This is a genomic window from Amycolatopsis sp. cg5, assembly GCF_041346955.1.
Lineage (GTDB): Bacteria > Actinomycetota > Actinomycetes > Mycobacteriales > Pseudonocardiaceae > Amycolatopsis.
The window spans coordinates 2,154,730-2,173,283 of record NZ_CP166849.1 but is presented as its reverse complement, the minus strand read 5'-3'; the positions used below and the strand labels follow the sequence as shown (position 1 = coordinate 2,173,283).

The 18,554-nt window shown below is 67.9% G+C and carries 21 protein-coding genes; 11 read left to right on the top strand and 10 right to left on the bottom strand.

Annotated features, from left to right (window positions below):
- The first annotated feature begins 15 nt into the window (after positions 1 to 15).
- Positions 16 to 789: an enoyl-CoA hydratase family protein gene (locus AB5J62_RS09890; RefSeq protein ID WP_370947874.1), complete on the top strand. Its 774-nt coding sequence runs from the start codon at positions 16 to 18 to the stop codon at positions 787 to 789.
- Here the strand turns inward: AB5J62_RS09890 and AB5J62_RS09885 are convergent.
- Genes AB5J62_RS09885 through AB5J62_RS09870 form a run of 4 tightly spaced genes read right to left on the bottom strand, consistent with a single transcriptional unit; the run spans position 780 to position 2,603 of the window.
- Positions 780 to 1,589, bottom strand: coding sequence for a S41 family peptidase (locus tag AB5J62_RS09885; RefSeq protein WP_370947873.1), 810 nt, complete (start codon positions 1,587 to 1,589; stop codon positions 780 to 782). The genes AB5J62_RS09890 and AB5J62_RS09885 overlap by 10 nt on opposite strands.
- Positions 1,586 to 1,945, bottom strand: coding sequence for a barstar family protein (locus AB5J62_RS09880; RefSeq protein ID WP_370947871.1), 360 nt, complete (start codon positions 1,943 to 1,945; stop codon positions 1,586 to 1,588). The genes AB5J62_RS09885 and AB5J62_RS09880 overlap by 4 nt, the downstream gene beginning before the upstream one ends.
- Positions 1,942 to 2,403, bottom strand: coding sequence for a ribonuclease domain-containing protein (locus tag AB5J62_RS09875; RefSeq protein ID WP_370947870.1), 462 nt, complete (start codon positions 2,401 to 2,403; stop codon positions 1,942 to 1,944). The genes AB5J62_RS09880 and AB5J62_RS09875 overlap by 4 nt, the downstream gene beginning before the upstream one ends.
- Positions 2,404 to 2,414: 11 nt before the next feature.
- A complete protein-coding gene (locus AB5J62_RS09870; RefSeq protein WP_091291612.1) occupies positions 2,415 to 2,603 on the bottom strand; it encodes a hypothetical protein in 189 nt (62 codons plus the stop codon).
- Between the two features lie 57 nt (positions 2,604 to 2,660).
- On the opposite strand from AB5J62_RS09870, the gene AB5J62_RS09865 reads away from it, so the two are divergent.
- The 4 genes from AB5J62_RS09865 to AB5J62_RS09850 all read left to right on the top strand — a co-directional run bounded on the left by AB5J62_RS09865 (position 2,661) and on the right by AB5J62_RS09850 (position 7,501).
- Complete coding sequence (locus AB5J62_RS09865) at positions 2,661 to 3,626, top strand: zinc-binding dehydrogenase (RefSeq protein WP_370947869.1); 966 nt, start codon at positions 2,661 to 2,663, stop codon at positions 3,624 to 3,626.
- A gap of 185 nt (positions 3,627 to 3,811) precedes the next feature.
- On the top strand, positions 3,812 to 4,861 hold the full coding sequence (locus AB5J62_RS09860) for an alpha/beta hydrolase (protein ID WP_370947868.1): 1,050 nt from the start codon (positions 3,812 to 3,814) through the stop codon (positions 4,859 to 4,861).
- Between the two features lie 79 nt (positions 4,862 to 4,940).
- Complete coding sequence (locus tag AB5J62_RS09855; protein WP_370947866.1) at positions 4,941 to 5,999, top strand: alpha/beta hydrolase; 1,059 nt, start codon at positions 4,941 to 4,943, stop codon at positions 5,997 to 5,999.
- Positions 6,000 to 6,082: 83 nt separating this feature from the next.
- A complete protein-coding gene (locus tag AB5J62_RS09850) occupies positions 6,083 to 7,501 on the top strand; it encodes an amino acid permease (protein WP_370947865.1) in 1,419 nt (472 codons plus the stop codon).
- Here the strand turns inward: AB5J62_RS09850 and AB5J62_RS09845 are convergent.
- Positions 7,490 to 8,542 carry a nitronate monooxygenase gene (locus AB5J62_RS09845; RefSeq protein WP_370947864.1) on the bottom strand — a complete coding sequence of 351 codons (1,053 nt, stop codon included), beginning with the start codon at positions 8,540 to 8,542 and terminating at the stop codon, positions 7,490 to 7,492. The two genes, AB5J62_RS09850 and AB5J62_RS09845, sit on opposite strands and share 12 nt — an antisense overlap.
- A gap of 121 nt (positions 8,543 to 8,663) precedes the next feature.
- Between AB5J62_RS09845 and AB5J62_RS09840 the strand changes: the two genes are divergently transcribed.
- The 4 genes from AB5J62_RS09840 (at position 8,664) to AB5J62_RS09825 (ending at position 12,481) form a co-directional block, all read left to right on the top strand.
- Entirely contained in the window at positions 8,664 to 10,436 is a 1,773-nt protein-coding gene (locus AB5J62_RS09840) for a family 20 glycosylhydrolase (RefSeq protein ID WP_370947862.1), read from the top strand.
- Positions 10,437 to 10,555: 119 nt separating this feature from the next.
- Complete coding sequence (locus AB5J62_RS09835; RefSeq protein ID WP_370947860.1) at positions 10,556 to 11,002, top strand: pyridoxamine 5'-phosphate oxidase family protein; 447 nt, start codon at positions 10,556 to 10,558, stop codon at positions 11,000 to 11,002.
- A 66-nt stretch (positions 11,003 to 11,068) separates the two neighbouring features.
- Complete coding sequence (locus AB5J62_RS09830; protein ID WP_370947858.1) at positions 11,069 to 11,548, top strand: hypothetical protein; 480 nt, start codon at positions 11,069 to 11,071, stop codon at positions 11,546 to 11,548.
- 135 nt (positions 11,549 to 11,683) lie between these two features.
- Positions 11,684 to 12,481: an SGNH/GDSL hydrolase family protein gene (locus tag AB5J62_RS09825; protein WP_370947856.1), complete on the top strand. Its 798-nt coding sequence runs from the start codon at positions 11,684 to 11,686 to the stop codon at positions 12,479 to 12,481.
- 454 nt (positions 12,482 to 12,935) lie between these two features.
- On the opposite strand, the gene AB5J62_RS09820 is transcribed toward AB5J62_RS09825, so the two are convergent.
- The 3 genes from AB5J62_RS09820 to lepA form a co-directional block, all read right to left on the bottom strand.
- Positions 12,936 to 13,424, bottom strand: coding sequence for a beta-class carbonic anhydrase (locus tag AB5J62_RS09820; protein ID WP_370947854.1), 489 nt, complete (start codon positions 13,422 to 13,424; stop codon positions 12,936 to 12,938).
- 91 nt (positions 13,425 to 13,515) lie between these two features.
- The gene (locus AB5J62_RS09815) at positions 13,516 to 14,094 is read right to left on the bottom strand and encodes a Uma2 family endonuclease (RefSeq protein WP_370950222.1); all 579 of its coding nucleotides are present in this window, start codon (positions 14,092 to 14,094) and stop codon (positions 13,516 to 13,518) included.
- Positions 14,095 to 14,219: 125 nt separating this feature from the next.
- Complete coding sequence (lepA, locus tag AB5J62_RS09810; RefSeq protein ID WP_370947852.1) at positions 14,220 to 16,058, bottom strand: translation elongation factor 4; 1,839 nt, start codon at positions 16,056 to 16,058, stop codon at positions 14,220 to 14,222.
- A gap of 126 nt (positions 16,059 to 16,184) precedes the next feature.
- Here lepA and AB5J62_RS09805 point away from each other — a divergent pair, with 126 nt between their 5' ends.
- A complete protein-coding gene (locus tag AB5J62_RS09805) occupies positions 16,185 to 16,757 on the top strand; it encodes a class I SAM-dependent methyltransferase (RefSeq protein ID WP_370947850.1) in 573 nt (190 codons plus the stop codon).
- On the opposite strand, the gene AB5J62_RS09800 is transcribed toward AB5J62_RS09805, so the two are convergent.
- Positions 16,754 to 17,128, bottom strand: coding sequence for a VOC family protein (locus AB5J62_RS09800; protein ID WP_370947848.1), 375 nt, complete (start codon positions 17,126 to 17,128; stop codon positions 16,754 to 16,756). The genes AB5J62_RS09805 and AB5J62_RS09800 overlap by 4 nt on opposite strands.
- Positions 17,129 to 17,151: 23 nt before the next feature.
- Positions 17,152 to 18,021 (bottom strand): EamA family transporter, encoded by an 870-nt coding sequence (locus tag AB5J62_RS09795; RefSeq protein ID WP_370947846.1) that lies wholly within the window; start codon positions 18,019 to 18,021, stop codon positions 17,152 to 17,154.
- Positions 18,022 to 18,188: 167 nt separating this feature from the next.
- On the opposite strand from AB5J62_RS09795, the gene rpsT reads away from it, so the two are divergent.
- Complete coding sequence (gene rpsT, locus AB5J62_RS09790) at positions 18,189 to 18,449, top strand: 30S ribosomal protein S20 (protein ID WP_370947844.1); 261 nt, start codon at positions 18,189 to 18,191, stop codon at positions 18,447 to 18,449.
- The last annotated feature ends 105 nt before the right edge of the window (positions 18,450 to 18,554 follow it).

Here is an 18,554-nt window from a genome sequence, read left to right as displayed (position 1 = left end):
CCTTAGGGTGTGGCCATGGCTGACGAACTGGTGCACTACGAGGTGGCGGCTGGTGTCGCCACGATCACGCTGGACTCCCCGCACAACCGCAACGCGCTGTCCGCGCAGCTGCGCCGCGAGCTGAGCGAGAGCCTGACCAAGGCGCGCGCGGACGACGACGTGCGGGTGATCGTGCTGACGCACACCGGCCCGGTGTTCTGCGCGGGCATGGACCTCAAGGAAGCGCGCGGGGCCGGCGCGGGCGACCAGGGCGTCAACGAGTTCCCGCAGATCCTGGACCAGCTGTGGACGAGCCCGAAGCCGGTCGTCGCACGGCTCGCGGGCCCGGCCCGTGCCGGTGGGATCGGCATGATCGCCGCCACCGACATCGCGGTCGCGGTCAAGACGGCGACCTTCGCGTTCAGCGAGGTGCGCATCGGTGTGGTGCCCGCGATCATCTCGCTGACCGTGTTCCCCCGGTTGAACGCGCGCGCGGCGCACGAGCTGTTCCTCACCGGTGACACCTTCGACGCGGAGCGCGCGGCCAACATCGGCCTTATCAACTCGGCTGTCGATGCTGACGCGCTCGACGCCGAGGTCGAGCGCTACGTCAAGGCTCTCACTCTCGGTGGCCCGAAGGCTTTGGCAACCACCAAGGAGCTTCTGAGCAAGCCTCGCCCGGCGACGCCTTCAGATGGCTTCGAAGAGATGCTCGCGCTTTCGACGCGCTTCTTCGCCAGCGAAGAGGGCCAGGAAGGCATCACGGCTTTCGCTCAGAAGCGCAAGCCCAACTGGGTTCCTCAAGACTGACTCGTCGCGACCTTGAGCGCGTCGGCGGCGGGCACGGGAATGTCCGGGCGCACGCCGACGCCTTCCCAGTTGGTGCCCGAGATCGGGTTGACCGGGTAGCCGTCGGGGACGCTGAGGTCGAGCTGGTCGGTGACGGCGTGGTAGTCGCCGAAGTTCGCGCCGCCCGCCGTGGTCTCGCCGACCACGGTGGCGCGGCCGCACTGCTGCAGGTCGTATGCCAGCGCCTCGCCGCCTGAGAACGTCGACGCGCTGGTCAGCACGAACACCGGTTTCGCGCCGCCGAATCCCGGCACGGGACTCGTGACCAGCCGCTCGGTGACGCCCGACGAGGGAAAGTACAGGCTGCTCAACGCCGTCGGCCGGTCGAACAGGCAGCTCGCCACCAGCAGCAGGGTGTCCGGCTCGCCACCGACGTTGCGCCGCAGGTCGAGGATCAGCGTGGACGCGTCGGCGACCGCGCTCATCGCCGCCGTCACGAACGCACCCGAGATCGACGCCGGCCAGAAGCGCCGGATCTCGACGAGCGCGACGCGATCCGGCAGCCGGCTGACCGTGACCCCATGCCCGTCACGAGCGGCACGGACGCTCATCGGCTCAAGCTTGCCGAAGTCGAGCGTCAGGTGCTTGTCACCGTTTACCGACCGCAGAACCGGCGTGACCGCCTCAGCGAACGCCTGCTCGTCCAGACACTCTGAGAAGTCGCCTAACGAAGCCACGATCCGCGAAGCGACTTCCGGGAACGCGTAGTGCTTGAGAAGCAGCGACGAGATCGTCGCCAGCTCGGCGGACCAGCGGGTCATGCCTCCGTGAGTACCACGGTCAGCAGCCGATCGTCACTTCGGTCGCCGCTGGGCGCGAGGGCCCGTTGGGCGTCCGAAAGGACAGCGCGCACCGCGAGGTACGCCTTCGGGTCGGTTTCCTTGAGGCGGTCGGAACCGGGCCAGATCAGCACGTGCTCGCCGGGCTGGAGCCACGACAGGTCGGTCAGCGAGTCGTAGAGCGCGTCGAGGTTGCGGCCGAAGTGCTTCGGGAACGACAGCGCCGCGGCGATCGCGTCCATCGCCGAGAGCTTGTCGACGGCGTGCTTGCCGTCGACGACGTGCGGGTACGCGCCACGGGCGCGGGCCTCGGCGACAGCCGTCTCGGTGGCGGTCATTTCGCCGGGTCCACGACGACGAAGGACGAGTAGTGGTCGCCCGTGTAGTAGAGCTCCTTCGACTGCCCGGTCACGAGCCGCCTGGCGCCGCGGTCGGGGCTGCCCGGGGTCTTCACGGTGTACTCCTTGTAGTACCCGGAGTCCTTGCGGGGCAGGATCTTCTCGCGGTTTTCGAACGGCACGCCGTCGTTGCGCGGATACGGGAACGGGCCGTTGGCCTTGATGAGCTTCCAGGTGTCGCCCGCCTCGGACGGCAGCGTCGACAGGCCCTTGACCGGCAGGCCGGAATCACTGCCCGGAAGCTTGCCCGAAGAAACGGCTTGGGAGGAGGGCGCCGACGAGGATGGCGCAGGCTTCGCGGGCGCGTCGTCGGAGACCTGGGTCTTGACCAGCCAGCCACCGAGCACCAGCACGATGAGGCCGATCAGCGCGGCGGTGATCCGCCTTCGGTTGAACATGGTGCGCCAGCTTAGGAGGAGCGGTCACGGCCCGTGCCGAGCCACCCCGCGAGCGCGCCGACGGCCTTGTCGATCAGCCAGGCGACCAGCAGGCAGAGCGGGACGAGCACGGCCAGCACGAAGACGAACTGGAGCAGGAACGGCAGCTGCGCGAGCCACAGCTCGACGCCGTCCCACCAATCAGCCAGGCCGTTAAACACAGCACAACCGTACCTTCGACGCTGCGCCCTCACTTGCCTGCCCGGTAGGTTGCAGACATGTTCGCCGTGTACGCCTCCGCGCCCAACGCCGAAAAGCCGCTCGAGTCGCTGGTCGTCGGCGAACGCCCCGACCCCGAGGTGCCCGATGGCTGGGTGCGGGTGGCCGTCAAGGCCGCCAGCCTCAACATGCACGACCTGTGGACGCTGCGCGGGGTCGGCATCAAGCCAGAGCAGTTCCCGATGATCCTCGGCTGCGACGGCGCAGGCGTGCTCGACGACGGCTCCGAGGTCGTGCTGCACGCGGTCGTCAACGCGCCTGGCTGGCAGGGCGACGACACGCTCGACCCGAAGCGCACCCTGCTGACCGAGAAGCACCAGGGCACCTTCGCCGACTACGTCATCGTGCCGAAGCGCAACGTCATCCCGAAGCCGGCAGGCCTGTCCTTCAGCGAAGCCGCCACGATGGGCACGGCCTGGCTGACCGCGTACCGCATGCTGTTCGTGAAGTCGGGGCTGCGGCCGGGCCAGACGATGCTGGTGCAGGGCGCGTCCGGCGGTGTCTCGACGGCGCTGATCCAGCTCGGCCGCGCGGCCGGGTTCCGGGTCTGGGTCACCGGGCGCAGCGAGGAGAAGCGGGCGCTGGCCACCGGTCTCGGCGCGCACCAGGCGTTCGAGTCCGGCGCGCGGCTGCCGGAGCGGGTCGACGCGGTGTTCGAGACCGTCGGCAAGGCGACCTGGTCGCACTCGGTCAAGTCACTCAAGCCGGGCGGCATCATCGTGGTCTCCGGCTCGACCAGCGGGCCCGACGCGCACGCCGAGCTGCAGCGCGTCTTCTTCCTGCAGCTGCGGATCGCGGGCTCGACCATGGGCACCCGCGACGAGCTCGCGGACCTGCTCTCCTACGTCGATCTCCAGGGCATCAAGCCGCAGATCGGCCAGGAACTGCCCTTCGAGCGTGCCGAAGAGGGCTTCAAGAGCATGTTCGAGGGCGACACCGCAGGCAAAATCGTGTTCACGAAGTGACCTTGACTTGGTCTAGACCCCTCCGTGATACGGCCGTGGCCTGGGTAGGGGTACCCCTCAATTCCTTCGCAGGTCAGCACCCATAACCGCGTGACCAGCACATACGTATGTCTAAGATCGTTGTGACCTTTTCGTGACCTGTGATCTGCGCCCCAAAAGCAACATCCGATGTCTAACCTAGACACATGACCGCAACACAGCGGCCGGCGCCGGCTTCACCGGCCGGCCAGACGAAAGTGTCCGACCCGACGTCCATCAGGGTGACCTACCGGCGTTTCGCCGGTGTGCGCACCCGTGTCCTCGAAGTCGGCCCACCGGCCGCCGACGGCGAAAGCGGCCGCACCACCCGCTTTCGCCGCGGAGCACCCCGGACGCCCAGCCGTCCGACCACTCCCCGTCTCGTGTTGTTCCACGGGTTCTGCGACAGCGCGGACACGTGGCGCCCTGTCCTGACCGAACTCGCCAAGGCGGGCGTCCCCGCCATGGCGGTCGACCTCCCCGGCTTCGGTGAGGCCGACGAGCTGCGGGCCGGCGCCATGCTGCCCCAGCTCGACGCGTTCGCCGCCGCGGTGATCCGCGAGCAGTCCGTGCTCGGCCCGGTCGTCATCGCGGGCAACTCGCTCGGTGGCACGACCTGCCTGCGCGCCGCCCAGAACGACAAGCTCCCGATCGCGGGCGTCGTCTCGATCGCCGCGCCCGGTTTCGTCGACTCGTGGGTGGTCCGCGCGGTCGCCAAGTACCCGATCCCGCTGCGGCTGTACTCGTCGCTGCCGCTGCCCGTGCCCTCGTTCCTGGTCAAGACCATCGCCGAGAACGTGGTGCCGCACTTCCTCTACGCCAACGCGGGCTCCGCCGAGAAGGAGCAGGTCAAGCGGTTCGTCGACCTGTTCCCCGACTACAAGGCCACCACCGTGCGCCTGGAGCAGGCCAGGCAGATGGTGACCGAGCTGGAGAACGCCTACCAGCTCGAGGCCATCTCGTCGCCGCTGCTGGTCGTGGTGTGCGGCAAGGACAAGCTGGTCAGCGCCGCCTCCGGGCGACGGCTGCACGCGCTGGTCCCGCACAGCAGGCTGCTGGTCCGCCAGGACTGGGGTCACTGCCCCCAGCTCGACGACCCGGCCGAGATCGCCGAGCTGCTGACATACTTCGCCGCCGGCGTTACCCGCACGACCAAGTCCGAGCGCAAGCTGGTCGCCGTGTCGGACATGGCGACCGCGCAGGAAGCGGTCGGCTGAGTCAGTCCCGTCCGACACCCGGCAGCCCGTATCTGGGCTGCCGGGTCTTTTCGTTCGCCGTCACGGAAGGGATCCATAGATGATCGGCTGGAGAAAGCGCTTACTCTTGGGCGCGCTCCTGATGGGTTCGGCGCTCGTCGCGCCGACGGCCGCGGACGCCGCACCGACGAGCTGTCAGGACCATTCGGTGCCCGTGCAGCTCGGCCTGCTCCCGCAGACCATGCACGGCACGCTGTGCGTCCCGGCCGGCGCGACGACCGTCCAGGTGCTGGTGCACGGCGGCACCTACAGCGGGTACTACTGGGACTTCCCGGCCCAGCCGGAGACCTACTCGTACCGGCGCGCGGCCAACGAACGCGGCTACGCGACGTTCACCATCGATCGGATCGGCTACGGCCAGAGCAGCCGCCCGCTGAGCGCGCTGCTCACCGGCATCGGCCACGCCGCCACGGTCCACCAGGTGATCCAGAAGCTGCGCGCGGGCACCATCGGCGGGATCTCTTTCAGCAAGGTGCTGCTGGCGGGTCATTCGCTCGGCAGCGGGACCTCGATCCTCGAAGCGGCCACCTATCACGACGTCGACGGCGTGCTGCTCACCGGCGTCACGCACCACGTGTCGGCCAGCGCGCTGCTCGACATCTTCACCACCGGCGTCTACCCGGCCGCGCTGGATCCCAAGTTCGGGCTGGCGTACGAGGGTTACTACACGACCGTTCCCGGCCGGCGTGGCGGCCTTTTCTACGGCCCGGACGACGACCCGGCCGTGATCGCGCTCGACGAGCAGCTCAAGGAACCGGTCAGCCTGACCGAGGTCGGCGACCTCACCACGCTCGCCTTCACGGCGCCGACCTCGGTGAACATCACCGCCCCGGTGCTGATCGCGAACGGCACCGAGGACGCGTTGTTCTGCCAGGGGCTGCTCGCCTCGAACTGCGCTTCCGCGGCCAATCTGAAGGCACAGGAAGCCCCGTACTTCGCACCGGAGGCCTGCCTGCGGACCTACGTGCTGCCCGGCGCCGGGCACAACATCGGCCTGACCCCGCAGGCCCGGACCTTCCAGGCCGCGGCGCTGGATTGGGCAGACGTGTTCGTCGGAACGGGCACAGGTAACCGGCCATTGCCACCGGCAGCCTGCTGACCGGTTCACCCACTAGTACGGTGCGCTGTTAGGCCCGAAACCCGGGCCTGACAGCGCACCGATGAAGTTGGGAGCCCACCGTCATGACCTCCGGGGTTTTCCGGCGAAAGCCGATTGAACAGATCGAGGATTCCTCGGGTGAGGGCGGGCTGACCCGCACACTCGGGCTGTGGCAGCTGACCGCCATCGGCGTCGGCGGCATCATCGGCGCGGGCATCTTCGCGCTCGCGGGCAGTGTCGCGGCCGGTGACAAGTCGGCTGGCATCCCGGGCGTCGGGCCCGCCGTGCTGATCTCGTTCCTGATCGCGGGTGTCGCGAGCGCGGCGGCGGCGTTCTCCTACGCCGAGTTCGCCGGGCTGATCCCGAAGGCCGGTTCGGCCTACACCTACGGATACGCCGTGCTCGGCGAGATCGTCGGCTGGTTCATCGGCTGGGACCTGCTGCTGGAGTACACCGCCATCGTCGCGGTGGTCGCGATCGGCATCTCCGGCTACTTCAGCTTCCTGTTGCAGCAGCTCGGGCTCGACCTGCCGGCGTGGATGCTCGGCGCGCCCGGCACCGGCACCGGGCACAAGGTGGACCTGTTCGCGGTCATCCTCTGCCTGCTGATCGCCTACCTGCTGAACCTCGGTATCCGCGCGGCCGCGCGGTTCGAGACCGCGATGGTCATCCTCAAGGTCTTCATCGTGCTCGTGGTCGTGCTGGTCGGCTTCTTCTACATCAAGACCGGCAACTACTCGCCGTTCGCGCCAGCCGGGTTCGGCGGCGCGGTGACCGGTGCGGCGACCGTGTTCTTCGCGGTCTTCGGCTACGACGCGATGAGCACCGCCGCCGAGGAGTCCAAGGACGCGCAGCGCCACATGCCCAAGGCGATCCTGTACTCGCTGGGCATCTCGATGGTGCTCTACGTGCTGGCCTGCCTGGTGCTGACCGGCATGCAGAACTACACCGAGATCGACCCGAAGAGCGGCTTCTCGACCGCGTTCAAGTCGGTCGGGCTGTCCGGGCTGGCCACGGTGATCGCGATCGGCGCGATCGTCGGCATCATGACCGTGCTGTTCACCTTCCTCATGGGCGCGACGCGGATCGGCTACTCGATGAGCCGCGACGGCCTGCTGCCCAAGTGGTTCGGCAAGACGCACCCGACGCGCCACGTGCCGACCCGGTTCACCTGGGTGCTGGGCGGCGCCGCGGCGATCATCGCCGGGTTCCTGCCGATCGGCGAGGCGGCCGAGCTGACCAACATCGGCATCCTGCTCGCGTTCGTCGTCGTCTGCGTCGCGGTGATCGTGTTGCGCTACAAGCAGCCCGACCTGCCGCGCACGTTCAAGACCCCCGGCATGCCGGTGGTGCCGCTGATCGGCATCGGCTTCTCGATCTGGCTGATCACCTACCTGCAGCCGGAGACCTGGCTGCGGTTCGCGGTGTGGTTCCTGATCGGCCTGGTGATCTACTTCGCCTACAGCAAGCGGAACTCGATCTTGAACCGCTCAGCCGAGTAGCTTGGCCGCACGGTCGACGGCCGCCCGAGCTTCGCCGCGCAACCGCGCGACGATCTCGGCGGCCGGGCCGTCGGTCGCGGCCGAGTAGGTCTGCCCGGCCCACAGCGACATGGCCTCCGGGTCGTCGGCCTTCGCGGCGGCGGCCCGCACCGGCTTGCTCAGGTTGTTGAGCTCCGGATACGCCGACGGCGCCTGCGCCGAAAGCTCGGTCATCACCCGGTTGACCAGCCCACGCGCGGGGCGTCCGCTGAAGGCGCGGGTGATGTCGGTCTTGCGGTCCGCGACCGCGAGCGCCTTCAGCTGTGTCGGCTGGGTGCCCGCCTCGTCCGCGCGCAGGAACGCCGTGCCGAGCTGCGCGGCCACCGCGCCGGCGGCCAGCACCGCCGCGACGTCGGCGCCGTGCACCAGTCCCCCGGCGGCGATGAGCGGCAGCTCGGTCACCGCCTTGATAAGCCGCAGCGCCGCGAGAACGCCGTAGATCTCGCCGCCACTAGGCGAGTCCGGGTCGTCCTTGAAGATGCCGCGGTGTCCGCCCGCTTCGAAGCCCTGCACGGCCAGCGCGTCGGCACCCGCCTTTTCGGCTTCCAGCGCCTCTTCCGGCTTCGTGACCGTCACGATGACCTTGCTGCCGATCTCGTGCAGCCGCCGCACGTCTTCCGGCCTCGGCAGGCCGAACGTGAACGAGACGACCGGCACCCGTTGCTCGACGACCACGTCGACCTTGGCCGGGTAGTTGTCGTCGTCCCAGGTCGGCGCGCCGGCGTCGACCTCGTAGCGGCTCGCTTCGGCCGCCATGCGCTCCTGGTGCCCGCTCAGATCGGCGGTCGACGGCTTGCCGGGCACGAAGAGGTTCACGCCGAACGGCTCGCTCGTGAGTTCCCGGGTCTTGGCGATCTTCTCGGCCAGCACGTCCGGGCTCAGCATCCCCGCGCCGAGGAACCCGAAGCCGCCGGCGCCGGTCACCGCGGCGACGAGCTCGGGGGTGGACGGGCCACCCGCCATCGGGGCGGCGATGACCGGGAAACGCAAGGTCTCGAACATGGCCCGAGCCTACCCAGAACCCGGAATTTACCCCTTATTGGTCTAGACCTGTCCGATTCAAAGTGGCAGTATCCAGGCGGGTTCCGGTTACCGGGACCTGGATGCCGCCAGGAGGATGTCGATGAAGATCCCAAGAGCGCAGCGCGGACGGAAGTGGGGCGTCGCCCTTGCCGTCGCGACCATGATCGGTGGCCTCACCGCGGCCACCCAGAACCCGGCCATCGCGGCCACCCCGCCGTTGCAGAGCATCGTGCCCGTCCCCGTCTCGGTCCAGGCCGCGGCGGGTGTCACCTTCCCGCTGGTGGCGTCGACGAAGATCTACACCGAGGCGGGTTCCGCGCCTGCCAAGGAGGTCGGCGACTACCTCGCGGCCATCTTGCGTAAGTCGACCGGCTTCGCGCTGCCCGTCGCCGACGCGCCCGCGACCCCGGCCGCCGACGGCATCACGCTGCTGCTGAACGGCGCGCCCGCCAGCGTCGGCCAGCAGGGCTACCAGCTCGTCTCGACCGCGACGACGGTCGTGCTGCGCGCCATCACGGCCGACGGCCTGTTCGGCGGCGTGCAGACGCTGCGCCAGCTGCTGCCCGGCAAGATCGAGAGCTCGACCGTGCAGACCGGGCCGTGGACGATCCCCGGCGCGACGATCCTCGACTACCCGCGCTTCGCCTACCGCGGCGCGATGCTCGACGTCGCGCGGCACTTCCACCCGGTCGCCAGCGTCAAGCGCTACCTCGACCAGCTGGCCCAGTACAAGATCAACAACCTGCATCTGCACCTGGCCGACGACCAGGGCTGGCGCATCCAGATCGACAGCTGGCCCCGCCTCGCCACCTACGGCGGCAGCACCCAGGTCGGCGGCGGCGCCGGCGGCTACTACACGAAGGCGCAGTACAGCGACATCGTCGCGTACGCGACCTCGCGGCACATCACGATCATCCCCGAGATCGACATGCCAGGGCACACCAACGCGGCGCAGGCCTCCTACGCGGAGCTGAACTGCAACGGCGTCGCCCCCGCGCTGCGCACGGACATCGAGGTCGGCTACAGCTCGCTGTGCATCTCGAAGGACATCACGTACCAGTTCGTGTCGGACGTCATCCGCGAGATCTCGGCGCTGACCCCCGGCCCGTACTTCCACATCGGCGGTGACGAGGCCGCGGCGACCCCGCCCGCGGACTACCTGACGTTCATCAACAAGGTCCTCCCGATCGTCGCGGCCAACGGCAAGCAGGCCATCGGCTGGCACGACATCGCCAAGGCCACCCTGCCCGCCAACGCGACGCCGCAGTTCTGGGGCACGACCACTTCGGACAGTGGCGTGTCGAATGCGGTTTCCCGTGGCAGCAAGGTGATCCTCTCGCCAGCCAACAAGGCCTACCTCGACATGAAGTACAACTCCAGCAGCCCGATCGGCCTCTCGTGGGCGGGCTACGTCGAGGTCCAGGACGCCTACAACTGGAACCCCGGCGCGTACCTGAGCGGTGTCGGCGAGTCGGCCGTCCGCGGCGTCGAGTCGCCACTGTGGACCGAAACGGTCAAGAACTCGGCGGACATCGAGTACCTGGCGTTCCCGCGCCTGTCCGCGCACGCCGAGCTCGGCTGGTCGCCGTGGTCGACGCACGACTGGAACACGTTCAAGGTCCGCCTCGGCGCCCAGGCGCCGCGCTGGAAGGCGCAGGCGATCAACTTCTACGCCTCCGGCCAGGTCCCGTGGGACAACGGTGGCGTGCCCGGCACGTGCACCCAGCCCGCGTGGAACGCGTCGTCGATCTACACCGGCGGCAACGTCGTGTCCCACAACGCGCACAAGTGGACCGCCAAGTGGTGGACGCAGGGCGAGGAGCCGGGCACGACCGGCGAATGGGGCGTCTGGCGCGACGACGGCGCCTGCTGATTTCCGCCCCTTAAGACGTACGCCCGCCCGTCACCCACCACCACCCTCAACGGAGGCGCTTCGCGCCACTGATTGATTGCCCGGTTTCCTGCAAAGCCGGGCGGGCGTACTTTTGTCTCATGGCGGCAGATCTGGATCTCGTCCGGAAGCTCTCCCTCGCCGAGCACGGCTTGGCGACCATCGCGACCACGCGAAGCGACGGCACCGTCCACGCGTCGGTGGTCAACGCCGGGGTGATCGACGACCCGATCACCGGAGCCCCGTCGGTCGGCCTGGTGGCCATCGGCGGCACCCGCAAGCTGGCGCTGCTGCGCCGCGCCGGCCACGCCACGATCATCTTCCGGCGCGGCTGGGAATGGGTCTCGGTGCAGGGCGGCACCAGGCTCATCGGCCCGGACGACCCCGACCCCGCCTACGACCTCGCGCGGCTGCCGCAGCTGCTGCGCGACGTGTTCACGTCCGCGACCGGCACCCACGACGACTGGGACGAGTACGACCGCGTGATGGCCGAGGAGCGGCGGACCGCGGTCTTCATCGAGGCATCGAAAATCATCGGCAACCGCTGAGCCCTCCCGAGCGTGTCAAGACTGAGACCACCTCGGTCAGTGCCTTCACGACAGGGAGCCGGACGGATGACCCAGAAGACGAAATGGCGCCAGGTGGCGCCCGACACCTGGTGGCGGATCCCCTTCATCGTCGGCTACTCGCTGACGTTCCTGGTCGTCGCCGCGCTCGGCGCGGCGAATGGGGCCATTCAGTTCGCGTGGAGCACCGCGACCGTGGCGGCGATCGCCTACTTCCACTACCGAGTCAAGACGATCGGCATCTACACGAGCGACAGCGGCGTCCGGCTGCGCGGACTGGCGAGGTCCCGCGAGCTCGGCTGGGCCGAGGTAGCGGAGTTCTTCCACCTTCCGTCCCACTACCTCGGTTTCGAGCCGGTGCGCGGCTCGATCTGGGTGGTGCTCGAGGACGGCGAGGAAATCGAGACCCCGGTCAAGGCGCTGCCCGAAGGCGATCCGCCAGGCAACACCACAGCCATCCTGGCGGAGCTCAACGGCGAAGCCCGGCAGGCGCACGCCAGGATCGCCGCCGCGGCGAAGTTCGGCTGATTACCCACGACTTTCGTTGGGACTCACTAACCTGACTGGCCGCATTTTCGAGAACTTTCACCTAACTCCCTTCTCCTGCGTCGTCGGGGTTGCTATTCGTAGGTGCGTCACCCCGACCTCTCCCCGGGAGAACCCTTGCGCGCCTTACGCTTCCTCGTCCCTGCGCTCCTGACCGCCGTAGCCGCACTCGGCGCCACCACGGTCGCGCACGCCGCACCCGCGAAGTACGTCGCGCTCGGCGACTCCTACGCCGTCGGCGTGGGCACCTGGTCCTACGACAACCCGAGCGACTCATGCCGTCGTGGCCCGCTCGCCTACCCGCGCCTCTGGGCGGCCGCGCACCCGTCGACCACGTTCGTCGAGGCCTCCTGCTCGGGCGCGCGGACCGCGGACGTCATCAACACCCAGGTCCCGAAGCTCACCGCCGACACCACACTCGTCACCATCCAGGTCGGCGGCAACGACGCGGGCTTCGTCGACGTGCTCAAGCAGTGCATCCTCACCATCGACGACAAGGACTGCGTCAACCGCGTCGAGCAGGCCAAGAACATCGCGCGCACCACGGTCTCCCCCGCGCTCGCCACGACGTACGCCGCGGTCCGCCAGGCCGCTCCCTCGGCCAAGGTCGTCGTGATCGGTTACCCGCGCATGTACAAGATCGGCGGCAACTGCGGCATCTTCGGCCTCAGCGACACCGAACGCACCGCCCTCAACTCCGCCGCCGACGTGATCGCCGAGATCACCGCCGTCCGCGCCGCCGACGCCGGCTTCACCTTCCTCGACGGTCGCACCGCCTTCGACGGCCACGGCATCTGCACGCCGACCCCGTGGCTCACCAGCCTGGAGTGGAGCAAGCTCGACGAGTCCTACCACCCGAACACGGCAGGCCACCGCAGCGGCTACCTGCCCGCCCTCACCGCCATCACCGGCTAGGCCCTCTCGCCTTTCCCGCCAAGGGAAAACTAGCGGCTGTCCCTCGGGACTCGTGAGCTTTGCGGGCGGTTCTAACCCAATGCCGGGTAACTAAGACTCGGCTTGCGTTGTCACATCGACGCGTGGGCACGCGAAACCCGAGTTTGGGCCATCCACTGGCCCAAACTCGGGTTTCGCGACGGTCGGACCACCGTCAACGGCGCGATCACCAGCCAGCCAACGTCCGCACACGACCCAAGTCGCTGACTTTTGTCCCGAATTAGCGTATTTGTTCGCTTTTCGGGTAGAGATGGACGTAATGAGCGGAGCGTATGCAACGTTGAACGTTGCATACGCCCCGTTCACAACGTTCAACCCGCCCCTGCGGCACCCGCCGAGCGCTGACTTGACCCAACCGGCCCGATCCTTAAGTTCCAACCGCCCGCAACGCTCACGATCCCTTGCGCCTCAAGGCTTAGACGACTTCGTTGAGCTTGCCGGTGGCGACGTCGAAGACAAAGCCGCGGATGTGGTCTTTCTTCGGCACGAACGGGCTGTTCTTGATGCGGGCGACGGACTGCCGGACGTCGGTCTCCAAGTCCGAGAACGCTTCGGCGGCCCAGGACGGCTTGACGCCGACGTCTTCCTGAATGGAGTTCTTGAACTCGTCGTCGGTGAAGGTGAGCATGCCGCAGTCGGTGTGGTGGATGAGGATGATCTCCTCGGTGCCCAGCAATCGCTGGCTGATCGCGAGCGAGCGGATCTCGTCCTCGGTCACCACGCCACCGGCGTTGCGGATCACGTGCGCCTCACCCTCGTTGAGGCCGAGCACACCGTAGACGTTGATCCTGGCGTCCATGCACGCGACGACCGCGACGTGCTTGGACGGCGGCAAAGGCAGCGGGCCGGAGAAAGACTCGGTGTAGCGGGCGTTGTTGGCTAGCAGCTCGTCGGTGACGGACATCGCGCACACATCCCTGTTATTCGGCCAGGTGGACGCCCTTGAGTGCACTGCGATATGCGCATGACCGCAAACATGCCCAGATCGTGGACGGTCAGCTTTCGGAAAGCCTCCCCAGCAAATCGTTCGGGATCACGCGCACCGGGAATGGCCGGATCGCCACGAACGGCTCGTCACCCGCTGCTTTGGCCACCTGCTGATACACACCTTCCTCATTCAGCTCGAACACGGTCAGCGCGGGCTCGTCCGGATCGATCACCCAGTAACTACGGACTCCAAGCCTTTGGTAGAGGGCTTTCTTGGTGTTCAGGTCATGCAAGGCGGTGCTCGGCGAAAGCACTTCCACCGCGAGTACCGGCGCGGTCGGAAGATTCCTTTCCGTGAACTCGCTTTCCCAGCCAACCAGCAAATCCGGCTGCAGTTCGACCTTGTCACCGGAACGCACGGCGAAAGGCGCGGCGAGCACGTCGAATTGCGGCGGGCAGGCGGCCTCGAGCACGCCGTAGAGGCGCGCTGACGCCTTCTGATGTCTTCGTCCTGGCGCGGGGCTCACGAGCAGTGTCCCGTCGACGAGCTCGTAGCGCCGTCCATCGTCCGGCAGTCCCTCCAGGTCGTGCACCGTCATCGGGCCGGGCCTGGGTGGCAGGTACTGGCTGTCCGTCATGACTGTCATGGTGCTCTCCTTCTTTTGCTTTGACCAGAGCACATCACGGAGCACCGACAAGAACGGGGCCGGTGGAGGAACACATGCAAAAGGCCCCCCGAAAGAGTGATCGGGGGGGCCTTCTCGAAGGAACCTTACTTCTTGCCCTTGGGTTCCTCAGTGGACAGTGCGGCGACGAAGGCTTCCTGCGGAACCTCAACGCGCCCAACGGTTTTCATCCGCTTCTTGCCTTCCTTCTGCTTTTCCAGCAGCTTGCGCTTACGCGAGATGTCACCGCCGTAACACTTCGCGAGCACGTCCTTGCGGATCGCGCGAATCGTTTCCCTGGCGATGATGCGTGAGCCGATGGCCGCCTGGATCGGGACCTCGAACTGCTGGCGCGGGATGAGCTCGCGCAGGCGCGTGGCCATCCGGTTGCCGTAGCCGTACGCGGCGTCCTTGTGGACGATCGCGGAGAACGCGTCGACGGTCTCGCCCTGCAGCAGGATGTCGACCTTGACGAGGTCGGCGATCTGCTCGCCGGCCTCTTCGTAGTCAAGCGAGGCGTAGCCACGCGTGCGCGACTTGAGCGTGTCGAAGAAGTCGAAGATGATCTCGGCGAGCGGCAGGTTGTAGCGCAGCTCGACGCGCTCCTCGGACAGGTAGTCCATGCCCAGCAGCACGCCGCGCTTGGTCTGGCAAAGCTCCATGATCGTGCCGACGAACTCCGACGGCGCCAGGATGCTCACCTTCGAGACCGGCTCGTGCACCTCGGAGATCTTGAGCCCGGTCGGCCAGTCGGACGGGTTCGTCACGATGACCTCGTTGCCGTCTTCGAGCACGACGCGGTAGACGACGTTCGGCGCGGTCGAAATGAGGTCGAGCCCGAACTCGCGCTCCAGGCGGTCGCGGGTGATCTCCAGGTGCAGCAGGCCGAGGAAGCCACAGCGGAAGCCGAAGCCCAGCGCCACCGAGGTTTCCGGCTCGTAGGTCAGCGCCGCGTCGTTCAGCTGGAGCTTGTCGAGCGCCTCACGCAGTTCGGGGTAGTCCGAGCCGTCCACCGGGTACAGACCGGAGTAGACCATCGGCTTCGGCTCGCGGTACCCGGCGAGCGCCTCCTTCGCGCCGTGGCGCTCGGAGGTGACCGTGTCACCGACCTTCGACTGGCGGACGTCCTTCACGCCGGTGATGAGGTAACCCACCTCGCCGACGCCGAGTCCCTTGCTGGGCTTGGGTTCCGGCGAGATGATGCCGACTTCCAGCAGCTCGTGGGTGGCGCCGGTGGACATCATCTTGATCCGCTCGCGCGGGGTGATCTTGCCGTCGACGACCCTGATGTAGGTGACGACGCCGCGGTAGGTGTCGTAGACCGAGTCGAAGATCATCGCGCGGGCGGGCGCGTCGGCGTCACCCTGCGGGGCGGGCACCTGCTTGACGACCGCGTCGAGGAGCTCGCCGACACCGGCGCCGGTCTTCGCGGAAACGCGCAGCACATCGTCCGGCTCGCAGCCGATGATGTGCGCGATCTCGGCGGCGTACTTGTCCGGGTCGGCGGACGGGAGGTCGATCTTGTTCAGCACCGGGATGATCGTGAGGTTGTTCTCGAGCGCGAGGTACAGGTTCGCGAGCGTCTGCGCCTCGATCCCCTGCGCGGCGTCGACGAGCAGCACCGCGCCTTCACACGCTTCGAGCGCGCGGGAGACCTCGTAGGTGAAGTCGACGTGGCCGGGGGTGTCGATCATGTGCAGCACGACGTCCTCGCCGTCGACCTTCCACGGCAGGCGCACGTTCTGCGCCTTGATCGTGATGCCGCGTTCGCGCTCGATGTCCATGCGGTCGAGGTACTGCGCGCGCATGGCCCGTGCTTCGACCACGCCGGTGAGCTGCAGCATGCGATCGGCCAGTGTCGACTTGCCATGGTCGATGTGCGCGATGATGCAGAAGTTCCGGATCTGAGCCGGGGGCGTGAAGGTCGTGTCGGCGAACGTCGTCAACGGGGTTTCCTCGCGAAGGTCGGGGTGTGCCACCTCTATGGTCCCATGCCGCTCCGGGTGCGATTGGGGGTCATCCCCGATGCGTGATCGTTCTGTCCATGATGACCTCGACATATGACTGATTCCATGACCGAAATGCTGGACAGGGCGTTCGGACACCCCCGTGGCCTGCTGGGCCGGATCGGCGCGCTGCTGATGGCGCACGGCAACGGGCCGACCGAGCGGCACGTCGTCGAAGTGGCCAAGCTCACCCCCGAAGAAAGCGTTCTCGTCGTCGGGCCCGGTCCCGGTGTCGGGCTCGAAGCGGCGGCCGAGCGCGCCGGGCGCGTGCTCGGCGTCGATCCGTCCGAAGAGATGCTCGGCCGGTGCCGCGAGCGCTGCGGCGATGGCGTCGAGCTGCGGAAAGGCACCGCGGAGGACACCGGAGAGGACGACGCGGCCGTCGACGTGGTGCTGAGCGTGAACAACGTGCTCCTGTGGACGGACCGGGCGGCGGGTATCGCCGAGTTGTTCCGCGTGCTCAAGCCGGGCGGCAGGCTGGTGCTGTCCACTCACGAGAAGTGGCTGCCGGTGTCACGGCACGTGCTCGCCGAGGAGCTGGAGACCGCAGGATTCGTCGACGTGCAGACGTGGACCTGGGAGCCGCCGGGCTTCGGCGCCGCGCTCGCCGCCCAGCTTCGCGCCCGCAAGCCGCTCTAGCGAAGATCTGTCCGCAAGGGATGCCCTGAGGGGATTTCCACGAGGAAGATCTTGTGACCATCGGGGTCGGAGAGCCACGCCTCGTACAGGCCCCACGGCTCGACCTGGGCCGCACGGTCCGGCTGGAGCCCGTTGGCCGCCAGCTCGCGCAGCGTCGCGTCGAGATCACGCACCTGCAGCCAGAGGTTCACATCGGGGCTCGGGCCCCCGTCGCCGCCGCCGACGATCTCCAGGAAGCCCTGGCCCAGGAAGAACACCGTGCCGCCGGGGAACTCGTAGTAGATCGCCAGGCCCAGCGTGTCGCGGTAGAACGCGATCGACGCCTCGTGGTCCTTGGGCCGCACCAGTATCCGGCTGCTCAGCACGTCCATGTGCTCATCAGTACCGGATCGGCTCAGGCGATCGCAATCGCGGCGATGCCGGCCAGCACGATGACCGAACCGGCCAGCCTGCGCACGGCGTTGGCCTCGCCCAGCACCAGCCACGCGGCCAGGCCGCCGAGGACGATGCTGAGCTCGCGCGCGGGTGCGACCAGGCTCACCGGCGCGACGCGCATGGCGTAGAGCACCAGCAGGTAGGCGATGGGCGAAAGCAGGCCCACGACCAGCACTTCCTTGCGATGCGCGCGCCACAGGCGGACGGTTTCGGACCGGCGCCGGAGCGCGTGCGGGGCGAGCAGCACGCTCTGCAGCACGGAGCCGAGCACGAAGTAGACGATCGGCGGCACCTCGACGTTCTTCACCGAATGCGCGTCCCACAGCGTGTAGGCGGCGATGACCACCCCAGTGAGCAGGCCGTAGAAGACGCCGGCACGGCGCGCGACCGGATCGTGGTGCTCCCCCGCGCGTCCGGTGCTGATCACGAGCACGCCTGCCACCACGAGCAGCGCGCCGAGCAGCCCGACCAGGCCGGGCCGTTCGTGCAGGAAGACCACGGCGGCGAGCACGGACACCAGCGGCCCGGTCCCCCTGGCCAGCGGATAGACCACGGAGAGGTCGCCGGCGTCGTAGCCGCGCTGGAGCACGATGCCGTACGCCACGTGCAACACGGCCGAGCCGAGCGACGCGAGCAGCCAGCTCCACTGTGGACGCTCGGATTCGGTGCACAGCAAGACGATCGCGACAGGAAGGAAGACGACGGCCGAGGTGGTGTAATAGAGGAACACGAACGCGGCGCCGCCGTCGACGACCCGCTTGGCCGCCAGGTTCCACAGCGCGTGCACCACCGCGGCGACGAGGACGAGGCCGAGCGCGGTGCCGTTCACTGATGATCACCCTACGCGGGGTGCCTGACCAGGCTGCAAGCGGTTTTCGCGGTCCTGTTAGGCTGGTCGCTCGTTGCCGTGTGGCATTCCGTCATGGAGGAAACCGGGTTTTCCCGGGCCACTACGACGCGGCGGCGAAACACCGGAAATGATTGAGGAGCGCCCGCGTGGCCAACATCAAGTCCCAGATCAAGCGCATCACCACCAACGAGAAGGCCCGCCAGCGCAACGTGGCGATCAAGTCCTCGGTGAAGACCGCGATCCGCAAGTTCCGCGAGGCCGCCGACGCCGGTGACAAGGACAAGGCCATCGAGGCCCAGCGTGACGCCGCCAAGAAGCTCGACAAGGCCGTCACCAAGGGTGTCCTGCACGCCAACCAGGCCGCGAACAAGAAGTCGGCGATCGCCAAGCGCGCCAACTCGCTCTGACGCACTGGTTTCTCTGAGGCTTTTTTCGCTGGGCCCCGCCGTTCACTCGGCGGGGCCCAGCTTTTTTGTGCCTGAGGTGTCCGCTCTTGTCGCAGGTGACGTGTA

What these genes read in the sequence shown, in the direction of transcription:
- AB5J62_RS09890 (WP_370947874.1), top strand. Translation starts at nt 16, where the DNA reads ATGGCTGACGAACTGGTGCACTACGAGGTGGCGGCTGGTGTCGCCACG.
- AB5J62_RS09885 (WP_370947873.1), bottom strand. Translation starts at nt 1,589, where the DNA reads ATGACCCGCTGGTCCGCCGAGCTGGCGACGATCTCGTCGCTGCTTCTC.
- AB5J62_RS09880 (WP_370947871.1), bottom strand. Translation starts at nt 1,945, where the DNA reads ATGACCGCCACCGAGACGGCTGTCGCCGAGGCCCGCGCCCGTGGCGCG.
- AB5J62_RS09875 (WP_370947870.1), bottom strand. Translation starts at nt 2,403, where the DNA reads ATGTTCAACCGAAGGCGGATCACCGCCGCGCTGATCGGCCTCATCGTG.
- AB5J62_RS09865 (WP_370947869.1), top strand. Translation starts at nt 2,661, where the DNA reads ATGTTCGCCGTGTACGCCTCCGCGCCCAACGCCGAAAAGCCGCTCGAG.
- AB5J62_RS09860 (WP_370947868.1), top strand. Translation starts at nt 3,812, where the DNA reads ATGACCGCAACACAGCGGCCGGCGCCGGCTTCACCGGCCGGCCAGACG.
- AB5J62_RS09855 (WP_370947866.1), top strand. Translation starts at nt 4,941, where the DNA reads ATGATCGGCTGGAGAAAGCGCTTACTCTTGGGCGCGCTCCTGATGGGT.
- AB5J62_RS09850 (WP_370947865.1), top strand. Translation starts at nt 6,083, where the DNA reads ATGACCTCCGGGGTTTTCCGGCGAAAGCCGATTGAACAGATCGAGGAT.
- AB5J62_RS09845 (WP_370947864.1), bottom strand. Translation starts at nt 8,542, where the DNA reads ATGTTCGAGACCTTGCGTTTCCCGGTCATCGCCGCCCCGATGGCGGGT.
- AB5J62_RS09840 (WP_370947862.1), top strand. Translation starts at nt 8,664, where the DNA reads ATGAAGATCCCAAGAGCGCAGCGCGGACGGAAGTGGGGCGTCGCCCTT.
- AB5J62_RS09835 (WP_370947860.1), top strand. Translation starts at nt 10,556, where the DNA reads ATGGCGGCAGATCTGGATCTCGTCCGGAAGCTCTCCCTCGCCGAGCAC.
- AB5J62_RS09830 (WP_370947858.1), top strand. Translation starts at nt 11,069, where the DNA reads ATGACCCAGAAGACGAAATGGCGCCAGGTGGCGCCCGACACCTGGTGG.
- AB5J62_RS09820 (WP_370947854.1), bottom strand. Translation starts at nt 13,424, where the DNA reads ATGTCCGTCACCGACGAGCTGCTAGCCAACAACGCCCGCTACACCGAG.
- AB5J62_RS09815 (WP_370950222.1), bottom strand. Translation starts at nt 14,094, where the DNA reads ATGACAGTCATGACGGACAGCCAGTACCTGCCACCCAGGCCCGGCCCG.
- AB5J62_RS09805 (WP_370947850.1), top strand. Translation starts at nt 16,185, where the DNA reads ATGACCGAAATGCTGGACAGGGCGTTCGGACACCCCCGTGGCCTGCTG.
- AB5J62_RS09800 (WP_370947848.1), bottom strand. Translation starts at nt 17,128, where the DNA reads ATGGACGTGCTGAGCAGCCGGATACTGGTGCGGCCCAAGGACCACGAG.